The following is a 17867-nucleotide window of genomic DNA, read 5'->3' on the forward strand; positions in this document are numbered from 1 at the left end:
TTTTCAGCAGGGAATGCAGCAGTTGCCATAATCATTATTGCTTTTGCTGCACTGGCTGAAAACCAAGCATAGTCTATTTCGTATGCCGGTTCTACTGCCCCCAAGTAGCTCCATTTACCATCGACAAAAACTTCTACCCAGGCATGATTATTATCGGTATGTGCCCATAAAGGAGTCATTGCCGGTCTGGCAGGGATGCCAACTGATCTGGCTGCTGAAATGAAAAAAATTTGCATCTCTTCACATCTGCCAATATTCGATCGTTTCAAGATGTCATAAGGTGCCATATCACGTCCGGAAGTTGGCTTGAAAGTCATGAATCGTCTTGTCCAAAGATTTAATTCTATTACTAAATCCCGTTTGTTGGGATAATGCTGTTTCAGTTGATATAAACCATATTCTTCAAAGAGATCACGATAAGGAGTGATACGCTCATCCGTTACAGTAATTTTTGCTATATAAGATAAGAAAAAGGGTAACGAATACTTATCTTTATACTCCTCCCAGAGCTGCCTTACTCTGTAATGATGGGAGACCAAATCTTGCGGATTTGCTAATAGGAGTTTTGAACTCTCTTCATACGCCAGAAAAAAAGCCATGATAACATCAGGAAACTCATTTAATAATTCAAAAAGCTCATTCCCCTTCTCGATCGGTAACGTTCCTAAATTCTCTACAGCTTTTCCTCGTAGTATCTGATAATGATCTTCAACATCTGAAGTTATCTGCCCGCTTAATAAAACAGCGAATAGAATCAAAATCATAGAAATAATCAATAATCTCTGCATAACCTTCTCCTACATGGCTTTCTCTAATCACCTTTCTATTCCAGCTAACATTAATGACAAGAAAATTATCAGAAAGATTCTTAATAGTTATCGATTAACTTAGCTCATAAAACGTTCTAAGAAACTGAAATTTAAAAAAATGATTGACACAAGAACCAGATTTCGTGGTTTGTATCATTGAATATTAGCATACACAGGAGTGACTTTAATGTATATATTTTTACTGATTATTCATGTGATAATCTCGGTTGCATTAGTAATGATTATTCTTGCTCAATCGAGTAAAGGCGGTGCTCTGGACGGATTAGTCGGAGGAACAGCCAGTACAATGTTGGGAGCACATGGTGCTTCTGCATTTTTAAGTAAATGGACCAAAATTTTAGGTGCTGTTTGGGTAATATCATCCTTAGTTTTAGCTATGAATGTAGGAGCTATGACTAGCCAAAGAAGAGGAAGAGCTCTGCAGCAAATACAAGAGGAGGCACCTGCTCATGTACCACCCGCTACTGACTACGGTACACCTGAAGAAGGGCATTTACCCCCTGTAGCTCCGGAAGAAGGTACTACTCAAGCACAGCCAGCACCGGAAACTGTTCCGGCACCTACTGAATAACCTATCGCAGAAATGGTGGAATTGGCAGACACGCAAGACTAAGGATCTTGTGCCCAAAACTGGGTGTGCGGGTTCAAATCCCGCTTTCTGCACCATATAATTGAGCCATTGTTAATAAACAATGGCTTTTTTTATTCACTATTCATCTCATTAATTTAACAACAAATATCGTCTAACTCTTTAGTAAAGATTTATATGTCTTTTATGCTCCCAGACACTACTCTATAAGATAAAAACATATTGACATCTAAACGGCTGCGAGACTCTATATATCCAATTTAATGAAACTCATAAGTGTTGGAGAACTATAATGAATAAGTTTAATGGAAATAATCTAGGAGAGATAAATGATTGTTGGATAGACGGACATTGTCATCTCTGTAATGAGCCATTAACCGAGACATTTGATGATGAAATAGATCAAGCTTATGAGTATGATATAAAACTCTTTTTATCCACTGCTCTCAATAGAAATGAAATTGACTGGCATCTTGATAATATTCATCCGGAGATCAAACTGGTTGCTGGTATTCACCCATTCTACGATAAAAGCAATATCAAGGACTTTGATTATCTTGTTGAGCAGTGTCGAAATAAAAAACTTTGGGGTATCGGTGAGGTTGGTTATGATAACAGAAAGAACAATCATAACTACCAAAAAAATATTCTCTACCAGCAATTAGAGTTAGCTGTTAAATATGATCTTCCAGTAGTTTTTCATGTAGTACATCGGTATAATGAACTCTATCAAACCCTTAAAAATGATTTTCCAACTATAAGAGGATTCATTCACGGATTTAACGGTTCTTTAGAGCTAGTTGAAATGCTCAGTAGGTTAGATATTGGTTTCTCTCTGGGTTATAAAATTCTTCAAAACAAAGATGCTTATTCAGTTATAAGAAGGATCATTAGACGTGGACTAGTAGTTTTCGAAACCGATTCTCCATTTCAGAAATCCCCTGAAAGTGCTAACTATTTGACTGGTCTCTCTTTCTTAATAGACAGCATTTCTGACCTCTGCGAATACTATAAAGAAGATCTTATGGATAAACAATGGAGCACTTTCAGAAAGATAAGTTCCTGAACTCGGCCTTCAATAGAACCGCTCTTCTCTTTGGAGAGAAGGGCATGAGAAAGCTTCAAAAATCTGTTGTTGCTATTGTCGGGCTCGGTGGTGTTGGATCTTTTGCTGCTGAAATGTTAGCTCGTAGCGGTGTTGGGACTCTCATTATAATTGATTTTGATAGAATTAACTCTTCAAACATTAACCGGCAAATCCCAGCTTTAATTAGCACTATCGGTCAATATAAATGTGAGGCACTAAAAGCAAGGCTTGAAGATATCAATCCATTAGCCAAGATTATCGCCTATAATGATTTCTGCGACTCAACAAATCGGGTTAATGTTCTCAAAGATGCTGATTTTATTATTGATGCTATAGACTCTTTAGGACCTAAGTCGGGTTTATTAGAATTTGCTTACAATAATAAACAAAGCATCATCTCTTGTATGGGGGCAGCAAATCGTGTAGATCCAACAAAAATTAATCTTGCAGATATTAATGATGTCCAGGGATGCCCCTTGGCAAAAAGAGTTAAAAAATACCTTAATAAAAGAGGAATAGACAGAGGTATTCCTGTTGTCTATTCATCAGAAGAACCACTAATACTGTATGAAGTAAAGACTGAAGTTGAAGAGTTGTCTTCTTTAAAGCGTGGCAGAGAAAGAGTCAAATTGGGTTCTACTTCATATCTGCCAGCAATAATTGCCGGTTGGGCTGTATCATATGTATTAAGAAATCTGGTATGGAATTACTCCTTATATGAGTAATAGTTCTTTGTTATTTATAAAACTTTAACAATAAGTCAGTAAAAGTAAATGAGATGAAAAAAAAAAGAGTTCTATTTATATGTGTACATAATTCCGCTAGAAGTCAAATGGCTGAAACCTTTCTTAATGACCTCGGAAAAGATGAATATGAGGCAGAAAGTGCCGGACTTGAACCCGGCACTTTGAATCCTTATGTTGTTGAAGTTATGAAGGAAATAGATTATGATATCAGTAGAAACAAAACTAAAAGCGTTTTAGATTATTTCCGTCGCAGTGAACTATTCAGTTTTGTTATTACTGTTTGTGACGAAGGTAATAGTGAAAGATGCCCTATTTTCCCCGGTCCCGTTCAAAGATTACACTGGAGCTTTCCAGATCCTTCTAACTTCTCTGGGAATAAAGAAGATATACTCAAAAAGACTAGAGAAGTTAGAGATCAAATCCTTCAAAGAATCAAAGCTTGGATTAGAGAAAACAGTAATAGCTCTTAAACTATAGTTATCTCTTGGGCAGATTCTTCTCGATTATTTCTCTGAATTTTGCAGCATATTCTGGACGGAAACCAACTTCGCGTTCTATCTGAGTCAAATCCGATTTAACAAATATTGTTGTAGGGATACTTCTAATTCCATATTCACGGGTAACAGCACCATCGCCATCGACTAAAAGAATATAAGTCATCTCTACCCCTTCTTTTTTCATGTCCTCAACAAATTTCTTTTGTATTGCAGGTTCTTCGGAGCTAATTCCAACTACGAATAAACCCTGGTCACCAAATTCTTCGTAAAAACTCTGTAAATACGGAATTTCTACCTTACATGGTGGACACCAAGTAGCCCAAAAATCCAAAATGATCAAACCATCAAGCTCACTTATAGTCACAGGGTTACCATCTAAATCATTTAATGTGAAATCGGTTACTTGAACTGCTTTAGTTTCAGCGCAGGTAATAAAACTTATTCCTAACATTAGGATAATTACTACTAATGACAATTTTCTCATCTTATCAAACCTCCTTTCCGTTTAAATAAACTCTTGTCTCTATCGGTACAGATTTTATTAACATCGCATAAACTGGACAGTATTTTTCTGTTCCCAGTTCAACTGCTCTTTTTAACTTATCAATCGGTAGATCATTTCCTTCGAATCTAAACAGTAAACTAATATCCTTAAAAACAGTAGGATGTTCTGTTACTGTTTCACCTTCTACATCAATTATTAACTTGAACTCCGGAATACGCATTTTCTGTAGTATTGATACAGCATCCATCCCTGAACATCCCGCTAAAGCAGTAAGTAAAAGAGTTTTTGGTCGTGGTCCCTTCTCTTTTCCACCATGCTCCGGATCGCCATCAACATGAAATTTCTGGCTATCCTGTTCGACAGCAAAACTGAGTCCATCTTCCCAAATTAGTCTTGTCTTCTTCATCTACACCTCTAAAATAAGAACTAGAGTGCTAATTCCTTATTGATTTTGTTTTTATCGAAACCAACTATCAATTTACTGTCAATCCAAATCTGAGGAACTGTTAGTTGTCCGGATCGTTTGAACATTATGTCTGCTTCTTTTTTATCCTTAGACACATCAATTGCCTGAAAGGGAATATTTTTACTCTTCAAATACTCCATGACCTTAATACACCAAGGACAACCTTGAGTACAGTATATTAAAACCTTTTTCATATAGATCACCACCTTGCACTATAACTCTTCATAATAATATATCGGTTAAATAGTTCTTAACAAACTATTTCCTTCATATTAGCGATATTCTCGATTCTATAGGCGATTACTTGATAAATTCAATACTTAATATGCTGATTAATTTTTCTAAATATTGACAAGTAACTAACACTCAATAGAATGTTTGTAGAGTTGTTATAAAGATGGAGTAACAAATGGAGAACAAAAAAGAAATCAATCTTGTCTTAAGTGGTGGTTCCGCAAGAGGATTAGCTCATATTGGCATTTTATCAGTATTAGAAAAACATTTCCATATAAAATCTATCATCGGAACAAGTATGGGTGCCATAGTTGGTGGCCTATATGCTTATGGTTATACTCCTGAGGAGATGTTAGGAATTCCCGAATCTTTTAATATCGTGAAATTGATCTCTATCTTTAAACCTAAATTTAAGACGAGTGGTGTCATTGATGGGAAAGGAATTCTCGAGTTCTTTGAGGAGAAAACACGGGACTGTAACATTGAGCACTGTAAGATTCCTTTCGCTGCAGTTGCTTTTGATTTGAGAAGTAAAAGGAGCATTTTATTTGATAAGGGCTCTTTAGCTAAAGCACTCCGTGCCAGTTCTTCTCTTCCATTCATTTTCCAACCATTTCAATATGGTAAATATCTTCTTGTAGATGGTTTTATCGAACACCCACTACCAATAAAATTTGCCAATTATTTCTTCGACAAAGGACTAACTGTTGCCTGTAGTGTTCTACCCCCTGCACCAGCAAAATATGAAGTATTTGAATTTGAGCAAAGCAAGGATGATGAAGAAATACCCAAAGTTCTTGATATCTTCTTTCAAACAAATTTTTATAGTCAAAGTGCTACCGTCTTAGATGCCATCTTCAAAACCAAACCGGATATTTATATATCTGCCTATGATGAAGACCTTGATTTTTGGGATTTGAAAGAGGCAGAAAAGTTCTTCGAAGTTGGTAAAGCTGCTGCTGAAAAAGTCGTTTCTAAATATTTAGCGGATAGTGAGCACTTCTCTCAGAATAAATTTATGAAGAGACTCCACGATAATTATGAAGAATTCAGAAAAATGGTGAGGAGACTGTCACAGTAAGCCTACTATTAAGGTGTCAAAATTCAGTAAAAAAATCTATTGTTAGATGAGTTAAAAATACTCTGGATACTTTTTTTTGATTGTTAAGAGCAATTGAGAAACGCCTGCAATAGCAGCAGTTTCTGCTCTTAATATATGGCTACATATTGTGAAGCTATTTACATTCATTGCTTTAAAAAGTTCCAATTCTTCATCTGAAAATCCCCCTTCAGGTCCGAAAATAAGGGCAATCTTTTCCGGGAATGAATCATTGAAACAGTCATTAAGTATGTTACTCGTTTCCCTTTCTTGTGCTGCCAGCACCATACAACCATCAGATAGTAGCAATTCTATAGTCTTCTCTAAACCTTCAACCTCTTTTATAATAGGGAGAAATGGATTATCGCATTGTTTAATCGCAGCAATAGCTGTCTTATTGAATTTTTCTCTTGTATTTTCACTTGCTGTTCTTCCAGAATACTGACTCATAAACGGATAAAACTCACTGACTCCCAATTCTGTCAGTTTCTCAATCACAAAATGATCATTTTTGTTCCTTAGTAATGAAAAACCGACAGCTATAGTTGGTTTACTCTTTTCTTTTTGTTGACTTGAAATTGTTTTAACTAATAAACTTTTTTTTTCGATAGTATCAATCAAAGCTGTTGTTAGCAACCCTCTACCGTTGGTTAATAAAATTTGATCTTCTTGCTTTTTGCGAAAAACATTAACAATATGGTGATACTCTTCTCCCTCTATAGTTAAATTCTTCATTCCGAGAACAAGTTGCGGAGTATAAAAACAGGGCATATTAGATCCAATCTCTGATTTTGTCTATGATCTTCTTACCGGGCACTAATTTCTTATCCTTATCATAAGCCGCCAATTTTTCTAATAATTCTTTCTCTGCTCTGCTCAGTTTAGTAGGTGTTTGAATCACAACCCGAACAAAGAGATCACCCTTTGAGTTGCGGTTGAGGATTGTCAATCCTTGTCCTTTTAAACGAAAAATCTCACCGGTCTGGGTCCCTGCAGGAACCTTCATTTTGATTTTGCCGGTTAGAGTAGGTACAAGTATTTCAGCCCCTAATGCTGCTTGTGAAAATGTGATAGGATAACCTAAGAAAAGGTGTTCTCCCCTTCTTTCGAAAGTATCGTCCTCTTTCTCATGAATGAGAACAATCAGATCTCCATTAGGACCACCTCTTTTCCCTTTGTTTCCATAACCTCTCATGCGAAGATGCTGACCTTCTGAAATACCAGCCGGGATGTTGATCTTCACATTTTTAACCTTTGATACTCTCCCCTCACCTTGACATTTATTACAGCGGTTTTTAATTATTTTGCCTTCACCTTTACAGGACGGACAAGTAACAATTGTTGTCATATTCCCGAACAGTGACCTCTGCATTTGTCTGACCTGTCCAGATCCATGACATTGATTACAGGTTGCAGTTTCTCCATCAGCAGAACCTGTTCCGTTACAGGTTTCACAGTTATCCATGGTATTGAGTTTGATATTCTTTTCTACTCCACTAGCTATCTCTTTTAAACTAAGAGACATAGATATCTTCAGATCCTCACCTTGGGAAACTCTTTCTCGTCTCGACGATCTGCTGAAACCATTACCAAAGAAAATATCAAAAATACTGCTAAACCCGTCTCCAAAGATATCCGAGAATTCCGAAGCATGGGTAAAATCACGCCAAGTAAATCCACCATTGCTGAACATTCCCTCTAAACCTGCATGACCATATTGATCATAAGTCTTTCTTTTTTCTGAATCACTAAGAACTTCATAAGCTTCTGATGCCTCTTTGAACTTTTCTTCTGCCCCTTTATCATCCTTATTTTTATCTGGATGATACTTCATTGCCAACTTACGATATGCTTTCTTAATTTCCGAGGGCTCAGCGTTCTTATCCACTCCCAATACTTCGTAATAATCTCGTTTTGCCATTAGTTACTTATCCTCCTCAACAGACAGCACCTGATTGATGTTAAATCATATATCATAATCAAATCAGGTGCTGTATAAATTCCAGGTTATTTATTTGTCATCATCAACTACTTCATAGTCTGCATCTACTGGTCCTTTATCTTCACTCGCTTCTTGAGCAGGTTCTTCTTGATGCATAGATTCGCTGCCTGGTTGTCCTTGAGCTTGTGCTTGTTGCTGTTGCATATGTTGATAGACTATCTCACCGAGTTTCTGAGCTTTTTTTGCTAAATCATCTTTGGTTTTTTCAAACTCTTCTTTGGTTGTACCCTTTTCATAGACCTCTTTTGCCTCTTTTATGGCTTCTTCGATGCTCTGCTTATCTGCTTCCTCAAGTTTATCGCCATAGTCATTAAGACTCTTTTCAGATGAAAAGATTAATGTATCTAATTCATTCTTTGCCTGAATTGTTTCCTTACGTTGTTTATCATCTTCTGCATGAGCTTCGGCTTCTTTGACCATCTTATCTATCTCATCTTGACTGAGTGATCCTGTTCTTTCGATACGGATTGACTGCTCTTTACCGGTTCCTTTATCTTTAGCACTGACATGCAAGATACCATTGGCATCAATATCAAAAGTAACTTCTATTTGAGGAAGACCTCTTGGTGCTGCCGGAATGCCAATTAGATCGAATCTACCTAAAGTTCTATTGTCATTTGCCATTGGCCTTTCGCCCTGTAGAACATGAATAGAAACAGCTGTTTGATTATCGGCTGCAGTTGAGAATATTTGACTCTTCTTCGTTGGAATTGTTGTGTTTCTATCAATAAGACTGGTCATTACACCACCAAGTGTTTCGATACCGAGTGATAGCGGTGTAACATCCAGTAACAGAATATCTTTCAAGTCTTCATCACCGGAAAGGATACCACCCTGAATTCCAGCTCCTACTGCAACTACTTCGTCAGGATTAACATTTTTGTTCGGTTTCTTACCAAAGAACTTTTCTACTGCTTCATAAACTGCCGGCACTCTAGTACTTCCACCAACTAATAGAATCTCGTCAATATCGGAAGCTGAAAGTTTTGCATCTTTAAGAGCCAATTTACATGGTTCTATCGATCGTTCAATCAGATCAGTTATCATTCTGTTGAATTCAGAACGGGACAGAGTCAAATTGAGGTGTTTAGGTCCATTAGCATCTGCAGTTATATAGGGCAGATTAATATCTGTACTCTGTGTTCCGGATAGTTCTATCTTAGCTTTCTCTGATGCTTCTCGGATACGTTGCATTGCCATCGGGTCTTTAGTCAGATCAATCCCTTCCTGTTTCTTGAATTCACTTAAGATCCATTTCATTACCCTTTGGTCAAAATCATCACCACCTAAATGGGTATCTCCATTAGTTGATAGCACTTCAACTACGCCTTCAGCAACATCAAGGATAGAGATATCAAATGTACCGCCACCAAGATCATACACAGCAACTTTCTCCTCTTTCTTGTTCTGCAACCCATAAGCAAGAGCTGCTGCAGTAGGTTCATTGATGATCCTCTTTACTTCCAAACCGGCGATTACACCCGCATCTTTTGTTGCCTGACGTTGGGCATCATTAAAATAGGCAGGTACGGTGATCACTGCTTCTGTTACCTTTTCACCCAAATGTGATTCAGCAGTCTCTTTCATCTTCTGCAATATCATTGCTGATATCTGTTGAGGTGTATAATCTTTGTTTTCCGAATCCACATGAATTACCACTTCACCATTCTTATCTGAGCGAATATCATAACTAACTGTTTTCTTCTCTTCGCTAACTTCATCAAGTTTACGTCCCATAAAACGTTTAATTGAATAAACTGTATTTTTGGGGTTGGTTATTGCTTGTCGTTTAGCCAACTGCCCTACCAGTCTTTGTCCATCTTTGGTAAATGCAACTACTGATGGTGTAGTTCTTGTTCCTTCAGCATTTTCTATGACTACAGGCTTACCACCTTCCATTACACTAACACAGGAATTGGTAGTCCCTAGATCAATTCCGATTATTTTTCCCATAATTCCTCCTTATTATCTTATCCTAATTTTTATTCTTCTTGATTATTTTCGCTTTGAGGATCAGTTATACTTTCCGGCACTAACTCACCTGAAGAGAGAACAACCTTTGCAGGTCGTATTACCTTATTATTCATTATATAACCATTCTGTATGACCGAAACTATCCTGTCCTTCTCTAAATCTGAAGGGGTATAGGTTACAGCATCGTGATACATAGGATCAAACTCCATATCATCCGTTTCTATCTTAGCTACCCCTTCAGACTTCATTACTGACAGTAATTTGCGATAGATCGCTCCTATTCCTTGATAGAGATTATCTGAGTTCTCTAATAAAGGATGATTCTCAAATGCTCGTTCAAAATCATCTAAGACGTCACACATCTTAAGTATGAGCGACTCATTGGCATTTTTTATCCAATTGATACGTTCTTGAGCAGAACGTCTTCTGAAATTCTCGAATTCTGCTAAGGTTCGGAGATACTTATCATTTGCATCATTTTTCTCTTTTTCCAAATCTATAATCTTACTTTCCAACTCCTTTATTCTCCCTTCTGATTTATCTTCTGTTTCTTCAGCGAATTCTGCAGCACTTTCTATCTCATTTTTTTCACTTCTTGCTTTTAGTGCTTCTTGGTTTACGGGTATTTCTTTTTTCTTTCTGCTCATAAATTTTCTCCTTGTGAAATTCATTAAATTTCGGTACTATCATACCCTTTTTCGTAACCTCAGTGATGATCTTTGCCATATCTCGGATAATAGGAATATTCTTCTGATAATTCATCCTAACCGGTGCTATGATACCAAGGTAACCCGGAATACCGAATAGTTCATAACGAGAAAAAACAATAACGTAATTAAACCATTCTTTCCGTCCCAAATCTTCACCTAATAAGACCTCAAATGGCTTATCACCGATCTTGCGATGCATCATATTGACCAATAAGTCCTGCCTTTGAGTTAACCCCAGAAAGCTGAGAATTTCCTCTTTTGTATTGAACTCAGGTTGATTTAGAAACGAAATGCTTGCCTCGAAATGTATATAATAACTACTCATCTCAGTTAAAGCTCTTTGAAATTCCTGTAAGAAACGGCTGAATATGAAATTAACCTCTCCCATTTTATCTGCCATCTCTTCTATATATTTGTGTTGAATGTCATGAATCCGTAAACCCGATAAGCTTTCATTAACATATCTCACCAAAGCTTTTAACTGCTGTTCGGATATTTCATATCCGCAATTAATGATAACTGTTTTATCTACTCCCGAATCGAGACTCACGACAAACAGTAATTTATTGCTCCCTATCTTAAAGACCTCTAAGTTCTCTAAGACACCATAAGCTATTTCCGGTTCAGCTATGAAACTCAATTGATCAGTCTCTTTGGCCAAGATCTGCATTATGTAGTGCAAAGCACTTACTGTATCCCGATAATTGGAGATCAATACACGACGAAGTAAATCTTCTTTGTCATAAGGTAACTTAGCCAATTTTTTATCTAATCCATTAATGTAATAGCGATAACCGGCTAAGGTCGGTATTCTTCCAGCTGATGTATGAGGTTGAAAGATGAATCTCTTCTGCTCTAACTTATGTAAGTCTATCCTGATTGTTGCAGGACTTACCTCCGGAAGATACTTCTCACACAACAACCGCGAAGATACCGGCTCATTACTCTCAATATACTCTTCTATTAAATGAGTCAGAGCTTTCAGTTCGCGTATTTCATTCTTTTTCATATCAGTCCTCAACTTAGCACTCTTGTTTATTGATTGCTAATCTATAGACAAAATAATATTGGAGAGGAAAATTGTCAAACTAAAATTGAGAGTGCTAATAATGTAGGTGTTATGAAAAAATATTCCTGAAAGCTATCCTAAAAAACTTAGTTAACTGAAGTTAACTGTTAAAGTTAGAACTAATTAAATATCTTCTTTATTATCTTCTATTTCCTCTTCTTCTTCCAGAGACTCTGTCGAGATTTCTTCTACCACATTTGTTGGTAATTCCTGTACATCACGAAGCTTTCGTTCTATGGCGCGGGTTCTTGTCCCGATAAGAGTTTCCAGATCCTGTCCGGCAGTATTAATATTTCTTTGTGCCTTTTTGAGGATATCACCAAATTTACTAAACTCTCTCTTTACTGAACCGAGAAGTTGCCATACTTCACTGGAACGCTTCTGGATAGCCAAGGTTCTAAAACCCATTTGTAAGCTGTTAAGAAAAGCAGCTAATGTTGTCGGACCTGATATTAATACCCTGTATTCACGTAGAATTACATCGAATAGATCTGTTTTCCCCAGAATTTCAGCAAACACACCTTCGGAGGGGAGAAAAAGAATAGCAAAATCTGTAGTTTGCGGAGGATGAATATACTTCTCACTGATATCTTTGGCAAAAGATTTAATCTTTTGACCTAATGCCTTTCTCTTCTCATCAATCAAATCAACATTCCCTAATTCATAAGCATCTTGCAGCATATAAAAATCATCGAGAGGAAATTTGGCATCAACAGGGAGATAGACACATTGATTGCTATCTTCTCGTCCGGGTAATTTAATAGCAAAATCTACACGATTACTACTTCCTTCAACAATCCTGACCTCTTTTTCGTACTGTTCGGGGCTAAAAAGCTGTTCTAAAAGGTTTTCCAATTGATATTCACCCAATATGCCCCTTGTTTTGACATTAGAGAGCACTTTTTTCAGATCCCCGACACCAGCAGCAAGATTTTTCATATCACCCAGACCCTGATGTACCTGTTCCAGTCTTTCGCTAACTTGTTTGAACGATTCACCCAACCTCTTTTCCAGGGTACTTTGTAGTTTTTCATCTACCACATTTCGCATTTCATCGAGTTTTTTACTGTTTTCTTCCTGCAAACTTTTAAGCTGTACTTCAATTGTTGCTCTCATCTTTTCCAGCCGGTCTTCTATCGTCTTGCCGGTTTTATCTAGTTTTTCCGAAAACTCATTCATTTGTGACTTTTGACTGGTTAAGACATCATTCATTCTGGAAATAAATGTCTCTTGAAACAACTTTATTGAGTTGTTAGTCTCTTCTCTAAGATGACGAGCACTATTGCTGAATTCTTCTCGATTGCGACCCAACTCTTCTCTAAGCAGATTATATGTTTTTTCCAGCTGTGATTCAAAACTGCTAAGTTTATAGGATATTTCAGACAGATCTTGCTTTTCTTTTCTAAAAAAAAGCATCAATATAATCAGGAGTGATAGAAGTTGTAAAACTAATATGGCGATCAAGAAATAGATATTCATCATCATTCTCTTATGGATAGATACGATAGATCATTCGCGGGAAAGGAATAACCTCTCTGATATGAGTTACTCCCGATATCCAACCAATAAAGCGCTCTAATCCAATCCCAAATCCACTGTGAGGCACCGAGCCGTACAAACGAAGATCCAGATACCATTGATAAGGTTCCAAAGGCATCTTTTCATCTACCATGCGCCCCTTCAGGATCTCATAATCATCTTCTCTTTGTGAACCACCTATAATCTCTCCGAATCCTTCTGGTGCCAACAGATCATTTCCTAACACAATATTAGCATCTTGCGGATCTCTCTTCATATAGAACGCCTTGGTCTCTTTAGGCCATCTTTCGACAAATAAAGGCACATCAGAATTTTCAGTCAGCATTACCTCTTCCTGTGCACCAAAATCATCCTTATCGCCCAATTTGGCTCCTCGTTTATTCACGAACTCAATTGCCTCTTGATGAGTCATTCTCCTAAATGGAGCATCGGCTTTTTTTAATCTTTCAACATCCCTACCGAGCAATTCCAAATCGGTTAAGTTGGTTTCTATAACACTTCTGATAACAAATCTGATCAACTCCTCTTGGATCTGCATATTTTCTTCATGCTCTACAAAGGCAGCTTCGGCATCCATCATCCAGAATTCGGTTAAATGCTTTCTGGTTTTTGATTTCTCAGCCCGAAAGACCGGACCAAAATCATATACCCTGCCGAGACTGGTAATACCCGTTTCCAAATAAAGCTGACCAGATTGAGACAAATAAGCATAACCTTCATCGAAATAGGGAACTTGAAAGAGTGTTGTAGTACCTTCACAGGCATTGGGTGTTAAGATTGGAGAATCAAAGCGGTAAAATCCGTTTTGATTCAGATATTCACAGATTGCAAAGTAGATGCTGTGTCTGAGCCGCATCAGAGCCCATTGGCGTGAAGACCTTAACCAAAGATGTCTATTTGATAATAAAAAATCCGGTCCATGTTCTTTTTTAGATATTGGATAATCTTCAGTGATCTGGACGATCTTGATATCCGTTATCGCCAATTCATAGACATCCTTCTGTTTAGGATGCTCTTTCGGTATTCCGCATACCTTGAGAGATGACTCCAGAGTAAGTTTGGCAGCCAGAGCAAATTTTTCTTCACCTAGATCAGGTAAGAAAGCCACACACTGAATCTCAGCCGAGCCGTCTCGGATGATAATAAACTGTAATTTCCCTGATGATCGGATGTTTCTGACCCAACCACGTATGCTAATCTCTTCTCCGAGATGATTTTTTATATCCTTTATAAGAACTGTTTTCATATTCTCCGTAATTACTCCTTCATTTCTCTGATCTGAATCTTGTCCATTATACTCAAAGCAATTTTCAACGCCTTCATACCTGCTTCTCCGTCAACCGCCGGCTTTTTATCATTAGCTATTGCCTCAACAAAAGACTCCAATTCTAAAGTGAGAGCATCTTTGGTGATATCAGAAGCATCAATCTCCCGTAAATCTACTAATTCGTCGGTATTTAATGGCCTATTCCCCAGTAATATTTCCGGTAAGATCTTTTGCAGATCCTTCGACTTTTTCAGAACAGTCACCTTCTTATTCTGAAAATCCAGCGAGAGATAGGCATTTTTTTGAAAGAAGCGAATCTTCCGTTCTCTTTTCAGAGAGACTCTACTCGCTGTAACATTGGCAATTGCTCCATTATCAAATTCCAGACGAGCATTGGCAATATCGATATTAGGTGTTAGGATACATACCCCACTAGCTCGAATATCACGCAGATTACTGTTTACAAAGCTAAGGATCAGATCAATATCATGTATCATCAAATCTAGTACTACTGAAACATCGCTACCACGAGGTGTGAAGGGAGCCAGGCGATGTGATTCGATAAACATCGGATCATTAATCTCATCGGCTATTTTCAATACAATAGGATTGAATCTCTCAATATGCCCGACCTGAATTTTCAGGTTTGTCTCCTTTGCTAGGTTTACCAATTCCTCCGCCTCTTCAAAATTAGAGGTAATCGGTTTCTCTATAAAGAGATGTTTCCCTTTTTGTAATGCTATCTTGGCTAATCGGTAATGATGAGTCGTTGTTACAGCAATATCGATTGCCTCAATATCATCTAACAATGACTCATAAGAAGGATAAGCTTTAACACTATATCGCTCAGAAATTTCTGCTGCTCTTGCTACATTCTGATCATAGATACCAACTAATTGACAGTTAGCTATCTCTCTGAAAATTCTGGCATGATGCTGTCCTAAATGACCTACACCAATAACTCCTACCTTTACCATAGTCAACTCCCTAAATAGTATTTCAAGTTATGACACAAATTTTTATGATTTCCTTTCAAATTCTGCTTCTTAAATCATTTATATCATCGTTTCAATAAATATTCTTCACTTCCCTTGTCAAGCAGAGATACATCGAAACAAATCCTCAACAATAATGTCTCATGATAAATGAGAACGATAGTAGATAAACGTCCAATCAAGAGTTATTGACAAGATTAGTGATTTTTTTTTTGCTGAGTCTGCGTCGGGATGTAGCGCAGCTTGGTAGCGCGTTCGGTTCGGGACCGAAAGGTCGCTAGTTCAAATCTAGTCATCCCGACCATTTTTTCTTCATAAATATACACAAATACTTCCACAAATCGGCACTAATTAAAACTTAGCGCCTAAATTCTTTTTCTTAGTGTTTATACTTTTTTTTGTGTTATTCGAGTTTTTTTTGTGTTTTTTCCTGGACTAATATTCGTGTCATTCACTTTTACAGAACGACGTTTTCTCTGTATTCTCCAAACTCTTCCCGCAAGATATTACAGATCTCTCCTAGTGTAGCATATACTTTCACAGCATCCAGAATATGAGGCATCAGATTCTCATTACTGTGGGCTGCAGTTTTGATTTTTTCCAATCTTTCGATTACCAGATCGTTATCACGTCTCTTCTTCAGATCAGCCAGTCTTTCTGTCTGCTGATCAGCTATATGTTGATCTACTTTCAGCAGTTCAGGTTTGAGAGTCTCTTCGATACGATGACTATTTACACCAACTATTATTCGTTTTTTGTTTTCAATTGACTTTTGGTAATCGTAGGCACTGTTTTGGATCTGTTTTTGAGGAAAGCCCATCTCTATCGCCTTGATCATACCACCCATTTCATCAATTTTATTGATGATCTCTTCCGCTTTCTGTTCGATATCTTTAGTCAGGGATTCAACATAATAAGATCCAGCAAGAGGATCGACAGTATTGGTCACCCCGCTTTCATGGGCTATCACCTGCTGTGTTCTTAATGCTATCTGAACAGAATGCTCACTCGGTAGTGCCAAAGCTTCGTCCTTTGAATTGGTATGCAGAGATTGAGTACCACCTAATACTGCTGCTAATGCTTGAATAGCTACTCTGATAATGTTATTGTCAGGTTGTTGAGCGGTTAGAGTACAGCCTGCTGTTTGAGTATGGAAGCGGAGCATCATCGACTTGGGATCTTTCGCTCCGAACTTCTCTTTCATTATCTTCGACCAGAGATATCTGGCAGCTCTGAATTTAGCAACTTCTTCCAACAGATCGTTATGTGAATTAAAAAAGAAGGATAAACGGGGAGCAAATTGATCAATATTTAGTCCGCTATTGACAGCTGCTTTGACATATTCTATACCATCTGCCAGAGTAAAGGCAACTTCCTGAATAGCAGTAGAACCTGCCTCTCTGATATGATAGCCGGAAATAGAGATCGTATTCCATTTAGGCACCTTATCAGCACAGTAAGCAAAGATATCGGTAATCAGCCGCATTGAAGGTTGTGGTGGGAAGATATAAGTACCCCGGGCAATATATTCTTTCAAGATGTCGTTTTGGATCGTTCCGTTTAAGTCTTCGCTCTTTACACCCTGCTTCTCCCCTACTGCTATATACATCGCCAAAAGAACTGCTGCCGGGGCATTAATAGTCATTGATGTCGAGACTTTGTCGAGAGGAATGCCATCAAAGAGAACCTCCATGTCCTCTAAAGAATCAATAGCCACACCAACCTTGCCAACCTCCCCGGCACTCATTAAATGGTCACTATCATAGCCCATCTGTGTCGGCAGGTCAAAAGCAATACTTAAACCGGTTTGTCCCTTCTCCAAGAGAAATTTATAGCGACGATTTGACTCCACAGCAGTGCCAAAACCGGCATATTGCCGCATAGTCCAAAATCTACCCCGATACATTGTCGGCTGCACACCACGAGTGAAAGGATAGAACCCCGGAAAACCCAAATCTTCGGGATAGTCAATTTTTTCGGTATCTTCTGGTGTGTATAATCTCTTTACCGGTGTATCAGACGCAGTATAAAAATCTTCACATCTCTCTGGAAATCTCTCTAATGCCTTGGAAACCATCTCTTCGTACTTTTTCTTCATATCATCGTAATTACCACCCATTGCTGACTCCTCTTCTCTCTTACTATTAATCGGAGTTAAAAAGCTGGCAGAAAACCTATTTTGTCAATAACTTTGTTTAATACCATCCACTCATGTTTTTCTTGAAACATGCTAAATCAGTTACTTCTATTTAGTTGCC

General features: G+C 37.7%; 18 protein-coding genes and 2 tRNA genes. 7 read left to right on the forward strand and 13 right to left on the reverse strand.

Annotation, left to right across the window (positions count from 1 at the left end; genetic code table 11):
- Window positions 1–788: transglutaminase-like domain-containing protein (locus tag K0B81_07640; GenBank protein MBW6516469.1), on the reverse strand; the 788-nt coding region annotated here is incomplete at its 3' end.
- A 208-nt stretch (window positions 789–996) separates the two neighbouring features.
- On the opposite strand from K0B81_07640, the gene secG reads away from it, so the two are divergent.
- The 5 genes from secG (at window position 997) to K0B81_07665 (ending at window position 3722) form a co-directional block, all read left to right on the forward strand.
- Complete coding sequence (gene secG, locus K0B81_07645) at window positions 997–1401, forward strand: preprotein translocase subunit SecG (GenBank protein ID MBW6516470.1); 405 nt, start codon at window positions 997–999, stop codon at window positions 1399–1401.
- A 6-nt stretch (window positions 1402–1407) separates the two neighbouring features.
- A tRNA-Leu gene (locus tag K0B81_07650) sits at window positions 1408–1496 on the forward strand.
- Between the two features lie 215 nt (window positions 1497–1711).
- Complete coding sequence (locus tag K0B81_07655) at window positions 1712–2485, forward strand: TatD family hydrolase (GenBank protein MBW6516471.1); 774 nt, start codon at window positions 1712–1714, stop codon at window positions 2483–2485.
- Window positions 2482–3231, forward strand: coding sequence for a tRNA threonylcarbamoyladenosine dehydratase (locus K0B81_07660; protein ID MBW6516472.1), 750 nt, complete (start codon window positions 2482–2484; stop codon window positions 3229–3231). The genes K0B81_07655 and K0B81_07660 overlap by 4 nt, the downstream gene beginning before the upstream one ends.
- Before the next feature lie 53 nt (window positions 3232–3284).
- The gene (locus K0B81_07665) at window positions 3285–3722 is read left to right on the forward strand and encodes an arsenate reductase ArsC (GenBank protein ID MBW6516473.1); all 438 of its coding nucleotides are present in this window, start codon (window positions 3285–3287) and stop codon (window positions 3720–3722) included.
- Window positions 3723–3729: 7 nt separating this feature from the next.
- On the opposite strand, the gene K0B81_07670 is transcribed toward K0B81_07665, so the two are convergent.
- The 3 genes from K0B81_07670 to K0B81_07680 are packed head-to-tail and all read right to left on the reverse strand — an operon-like array spanning window position 3730 to window position 4914.
- Complete coding sequence (locus tag K0B81_07670; GenBank protein ID MBW6516474.1) at window positions 3730–4233, reverse strand: TlpA family protein disulfide reductase; 504 nt, start codon at window positions 4231–4233, stop codon at window positions 3730–3732.
- Window positions 4234–4237: 4 nt separating this feature from the next.
- Window positions 4238–4660 carry an OsmC family protein gene (locus K0B81_07675; GenBank protein MBW6516475.1) on the reverse strand — a complete coding sequence of 141 codons (423 nt, stop codon included), beginning with the start codon at window positions 4658–4660 and terminating at the stop codon, window positions 4238–4240.
- Between the two features lie 20 nt (window positions 4661–4680).
- Window positions 4681–4914: a glutathione S-transferase N-terminal domain-containing protein gene (locus K0B81_07680; protein ID MBW6516476.1), complete on the reverse strand. Its 234-nt coding sequence runs from the start codon at window positions 4912–4914 to the stop codon at window positions 4681–4683.
- A 215-nt stretch (window positions 4915–5129) separates the two neighbouring features.
- On the opposite strand from K0B81_07680, the gene K0B81_07685 reads away from it, so the two are divergent.
- A complete protein-coding gene (locus K0B81_07685) occupies window positions 5130–6035 on the forward strand; it encodes a patatin-like phospholipase family protein (protein ID MBW6516477.1) in 906 nt (301 codons plus the stop codon).
- A gap of 51 nt (window positions 6036–6086) precedes the next feature.
- Here K0B81_07685 and K0B81_07690 read toward each other — a convergent pair whose 3' ends face one another.
- The 8 genes from K0B81_07690 to K0B81_07725 all read right to left on the reverse strand — a co-directional run bounded on the left by K0B81_07690 (window position 6087) and on the right by K0B81_07725 (window position 15591).
- Window positions 6087–6824 carry a 16S rRNA (uracil(1498)-N(3))-methyltransferase gene (locus K0B81_07690; GenBank protein MBW6516478.1) on the reverse strand — a complete coding sequence of 246 codons (738 nt, stop codon included), beginning with the start codon at window positions 6822–6824 and terminating at the stop codon, window positions 6087–6089.
- 1 nt (window position 6825) lies between these two features.
- The gene (dnaJ, locus tag K0B81_07695) at window positions 6826–7974 is read right to left on the reverse strand and encodes a molecular chaperone DnaJ (GenBank protein MBW6516479.1); all 1149 of its coding nucleotides are present in this window, start codon (window positions 7972–7974) and stop codon (window positions 6826–6828) included.
- A gap of 90 nt (window positions 7975–8064) precedes the next feature.
- The gene (gene dnaK / locus K0B81_07700; protein MBW6516480.1) at window positions 8065–10008 is read right to left on the reverse strand and encodes a molecular chaperone DnaK; all 1944 of its coding nucleotides are present in this window, start codon (window positions 10006–10008) and stop codon (window positions 8065–8067) included.
- 29 nt (window positions 10009–10037) lie between these two features.
- Window positions 10038–10676: a nucleotide exchange factor GrpE gene (locus tag K0B81_07705; protein ID MBW6516481.1), complete on the reverse strand. Its 639-nt coding sequence runs from the start codon at window positions 10674–10676 to the stop codon at window positions 10038–10040.
- Window positions 10618–11748, reverse strand: a complete 1131-nt coding sequence (hrcA, locus tag K0B81_07710; GenBank protein MBW6516482.1) for a heat-inducible transcriptional repressor HrcA — start codon at window positions 11746–11748, stop codon at window positions 10618–10620. The genes K0B81_07705 and hrcA overlap by 59 nt, the downstream gene beginning before the upstream one ends.
- A gap of 183 nt (window positions 11749–11931) precedes the next feature.
- Entirely contained in the window at window positions 11932–13287 is a 1356-nt protein-coding gene (rmuC, locus tag K0B81_07715) for a DNA recombination protein RmuC (GenBank protein ID MBW6516483.1), read from the reverse strand.
- 10 nt (window positions 13288–13297) lie between these two features.
- On the reverse strand, window positions 13298–14593 hold the full coding sequence (gene asnS / locus K0B81_07720; GenBank protein MBW6516484.1) for an asparagine--tRNA ligase: 1296 nt from the start codon (window positions 14591–14593) through the stop codon (window positions 13298–13300).
- A gap of 11 nt (window positions 14594–14604) precedes the next feature.
- A complete protein-coding gene (locus K0B81_07725; protein MBW6516485.1) occupies window positions 14605–15591 on the reverse strand; it encodes a Gfo/Idh/MocA family oxidoreductase in 987 nt (328 codons plus the stop codon).
- 245 nt (window positions 15592–15836) lie between these two features.
- Here K0B81_07725 and K0B81_07730 point away from each other — a divergent pair.
- Window positions 15837–15913: transfer RNA gene (locus tag K0B81_07730), tRNA-Pro, on the forward strand.
- A 153-nt stretch (window positions 15914–16066) separates the two neighbouring features.
- On the opposite strand, the gene K0B81_07735 is transcribed toward K0B81_07730, so the two are convergent.
- Window positions 16067–17728: a methylmalonyl-CoA mutase family protein gene (locus tag K0B81_07735; protein ID MBW6516486.1), complete on the reverse strand. Its 1662-nt coding sequence runs from the start codon at window positions 17726–17728 to the stop codon at window positions 16067–16069.
- Window positions 17729–17867 lie beyond the last annotated feature (139 nt).

The organism is Candidatus Cloacimonadota bacterium (assembly GCA_019429305.1).
In the GTDB taxonomy this organism is placed as follows: domain Bacteria; phylum Cloacimonadota; class Cloacimonadia; order Cloacimonadales; family JAJBBL01; genus JAHYIR01.

What these genes read in the sequence shown, in the direction of transcription:
- secG (MBW6516470.1), top strand. Translation starts at nt 997, where the DNA reads ATGTATATATTTTTACTGATTATTCATGTGATAATCTCGGTTGCATTA.
- K0B81_07655 (MBW6516471.1), top strand. Translation starts at nt 1,712, where the DNA reads ATGAATAAGTTTAATGGAAATAATCTAGGAGAGATAAATGATTGTTGG.
- K0B81_07665 (MBW6516473.1), top strand. Translation starts at nt 3,285, where the DNA reads ATGAAAAAAAAAAGAGTTCTATTTATATGTGTACATAATTCCGCTAGA.
- K0B81_07670 (MBW6516474.1), bottom strand. Translation starts at nt 4,233, where the DNA reads ATGAGAAAATTGTCATTAGTAGTAATTATCCTAATGTTAGGAATAAGT.
- K0B81_07675 (MBW6516475.1), bottom strand. Translation starts at nt 4,660, where the DNA reads ATGAAGAAGACAAGACTAATTTGGGAAGATGGACTCAGTTTTGCTGTC.
- K0B81_07680 (MBW6516476.1), bottom strand. Translation starts at nt 4,914, where the DNA reads ATGAAAAAGGTTTTAATATACTGTACTCAAGGTTGTCCTTGGTGTATT.
- K0B81_07685 (MBW6516477.1), top strand. Translation starts at nt 5,130, where the DNA reads ATGGAGAACAAAAAAGAAATCAATCTTGTCTTAAGTGGTGGTTCCGCA.
- K0B81_07690 (MBW6516478.1), bottom strand. Translation starts at nt 6,824, where the DNA reads ATGCCCTGTTTTTATACTCCGCAACTTGTTCTCGGAATGAAGAATTTA.
- dnaJ (MBW6516479.1), bottom strand. Translation starts at nt 7,974, where the DNA reads ATGGCAAAACGAGATTATTACGAAGTATTGGGAGTGGATAAGAACGCT.
- dnaK (MBW6516480.1), bottom strand. Translation starts at nt 10,008, where the DNA reads ATGGGAAAAATAATCGGAATTGATCTAGGGACTACCAATTCCTGTGTT.
- K0B81_07705 (MBW6516481.1), bottom strand. Translation starts at nt 10,676, where the DNA reads ATGAGCAGAAAGAAAAAAGAAATACCCGTAAACCAAGAAGCACTAAAA.
- hrcA (MBW6516482.1), bottom strand. Translation starts at nt 11,748, where the DNA reads ATGAAAAAGAATGAAATACGCGAACTGAAAGCTCTGACTCATTTAATA.
- rmuC (MBW6516483.1), bottom strand. Translation starts at nt 13,287, where the DNA reads ATGAATATCTATTTCTTGATCGCCATATTAGTTTTACAACTTCTATCA.
- asnS (MBW6516484.1), bottom strand. Translation starts at nt 14,593, where the DNA reads ATGAAAACAGTTCTTATAAAGGATATAAAAAATCATCTCGGAGAAGAG.
- K0B81_07725 (MBW6516485.1), bottom strand. Translation starts at nt 15,591, where the DNA reads ATGGTAAAGGTAGGAGTTATTGGTGTAGGTCATTTAGGACAGCATCAT.
- K0B81_07735 (MBW6516486.1), bottom strand. Translation starts at nt 17,728, where the DNA reads ATGGGTGGTAATTACGATGATATGAAGAAAAAGTACGAAGAGATGGTT.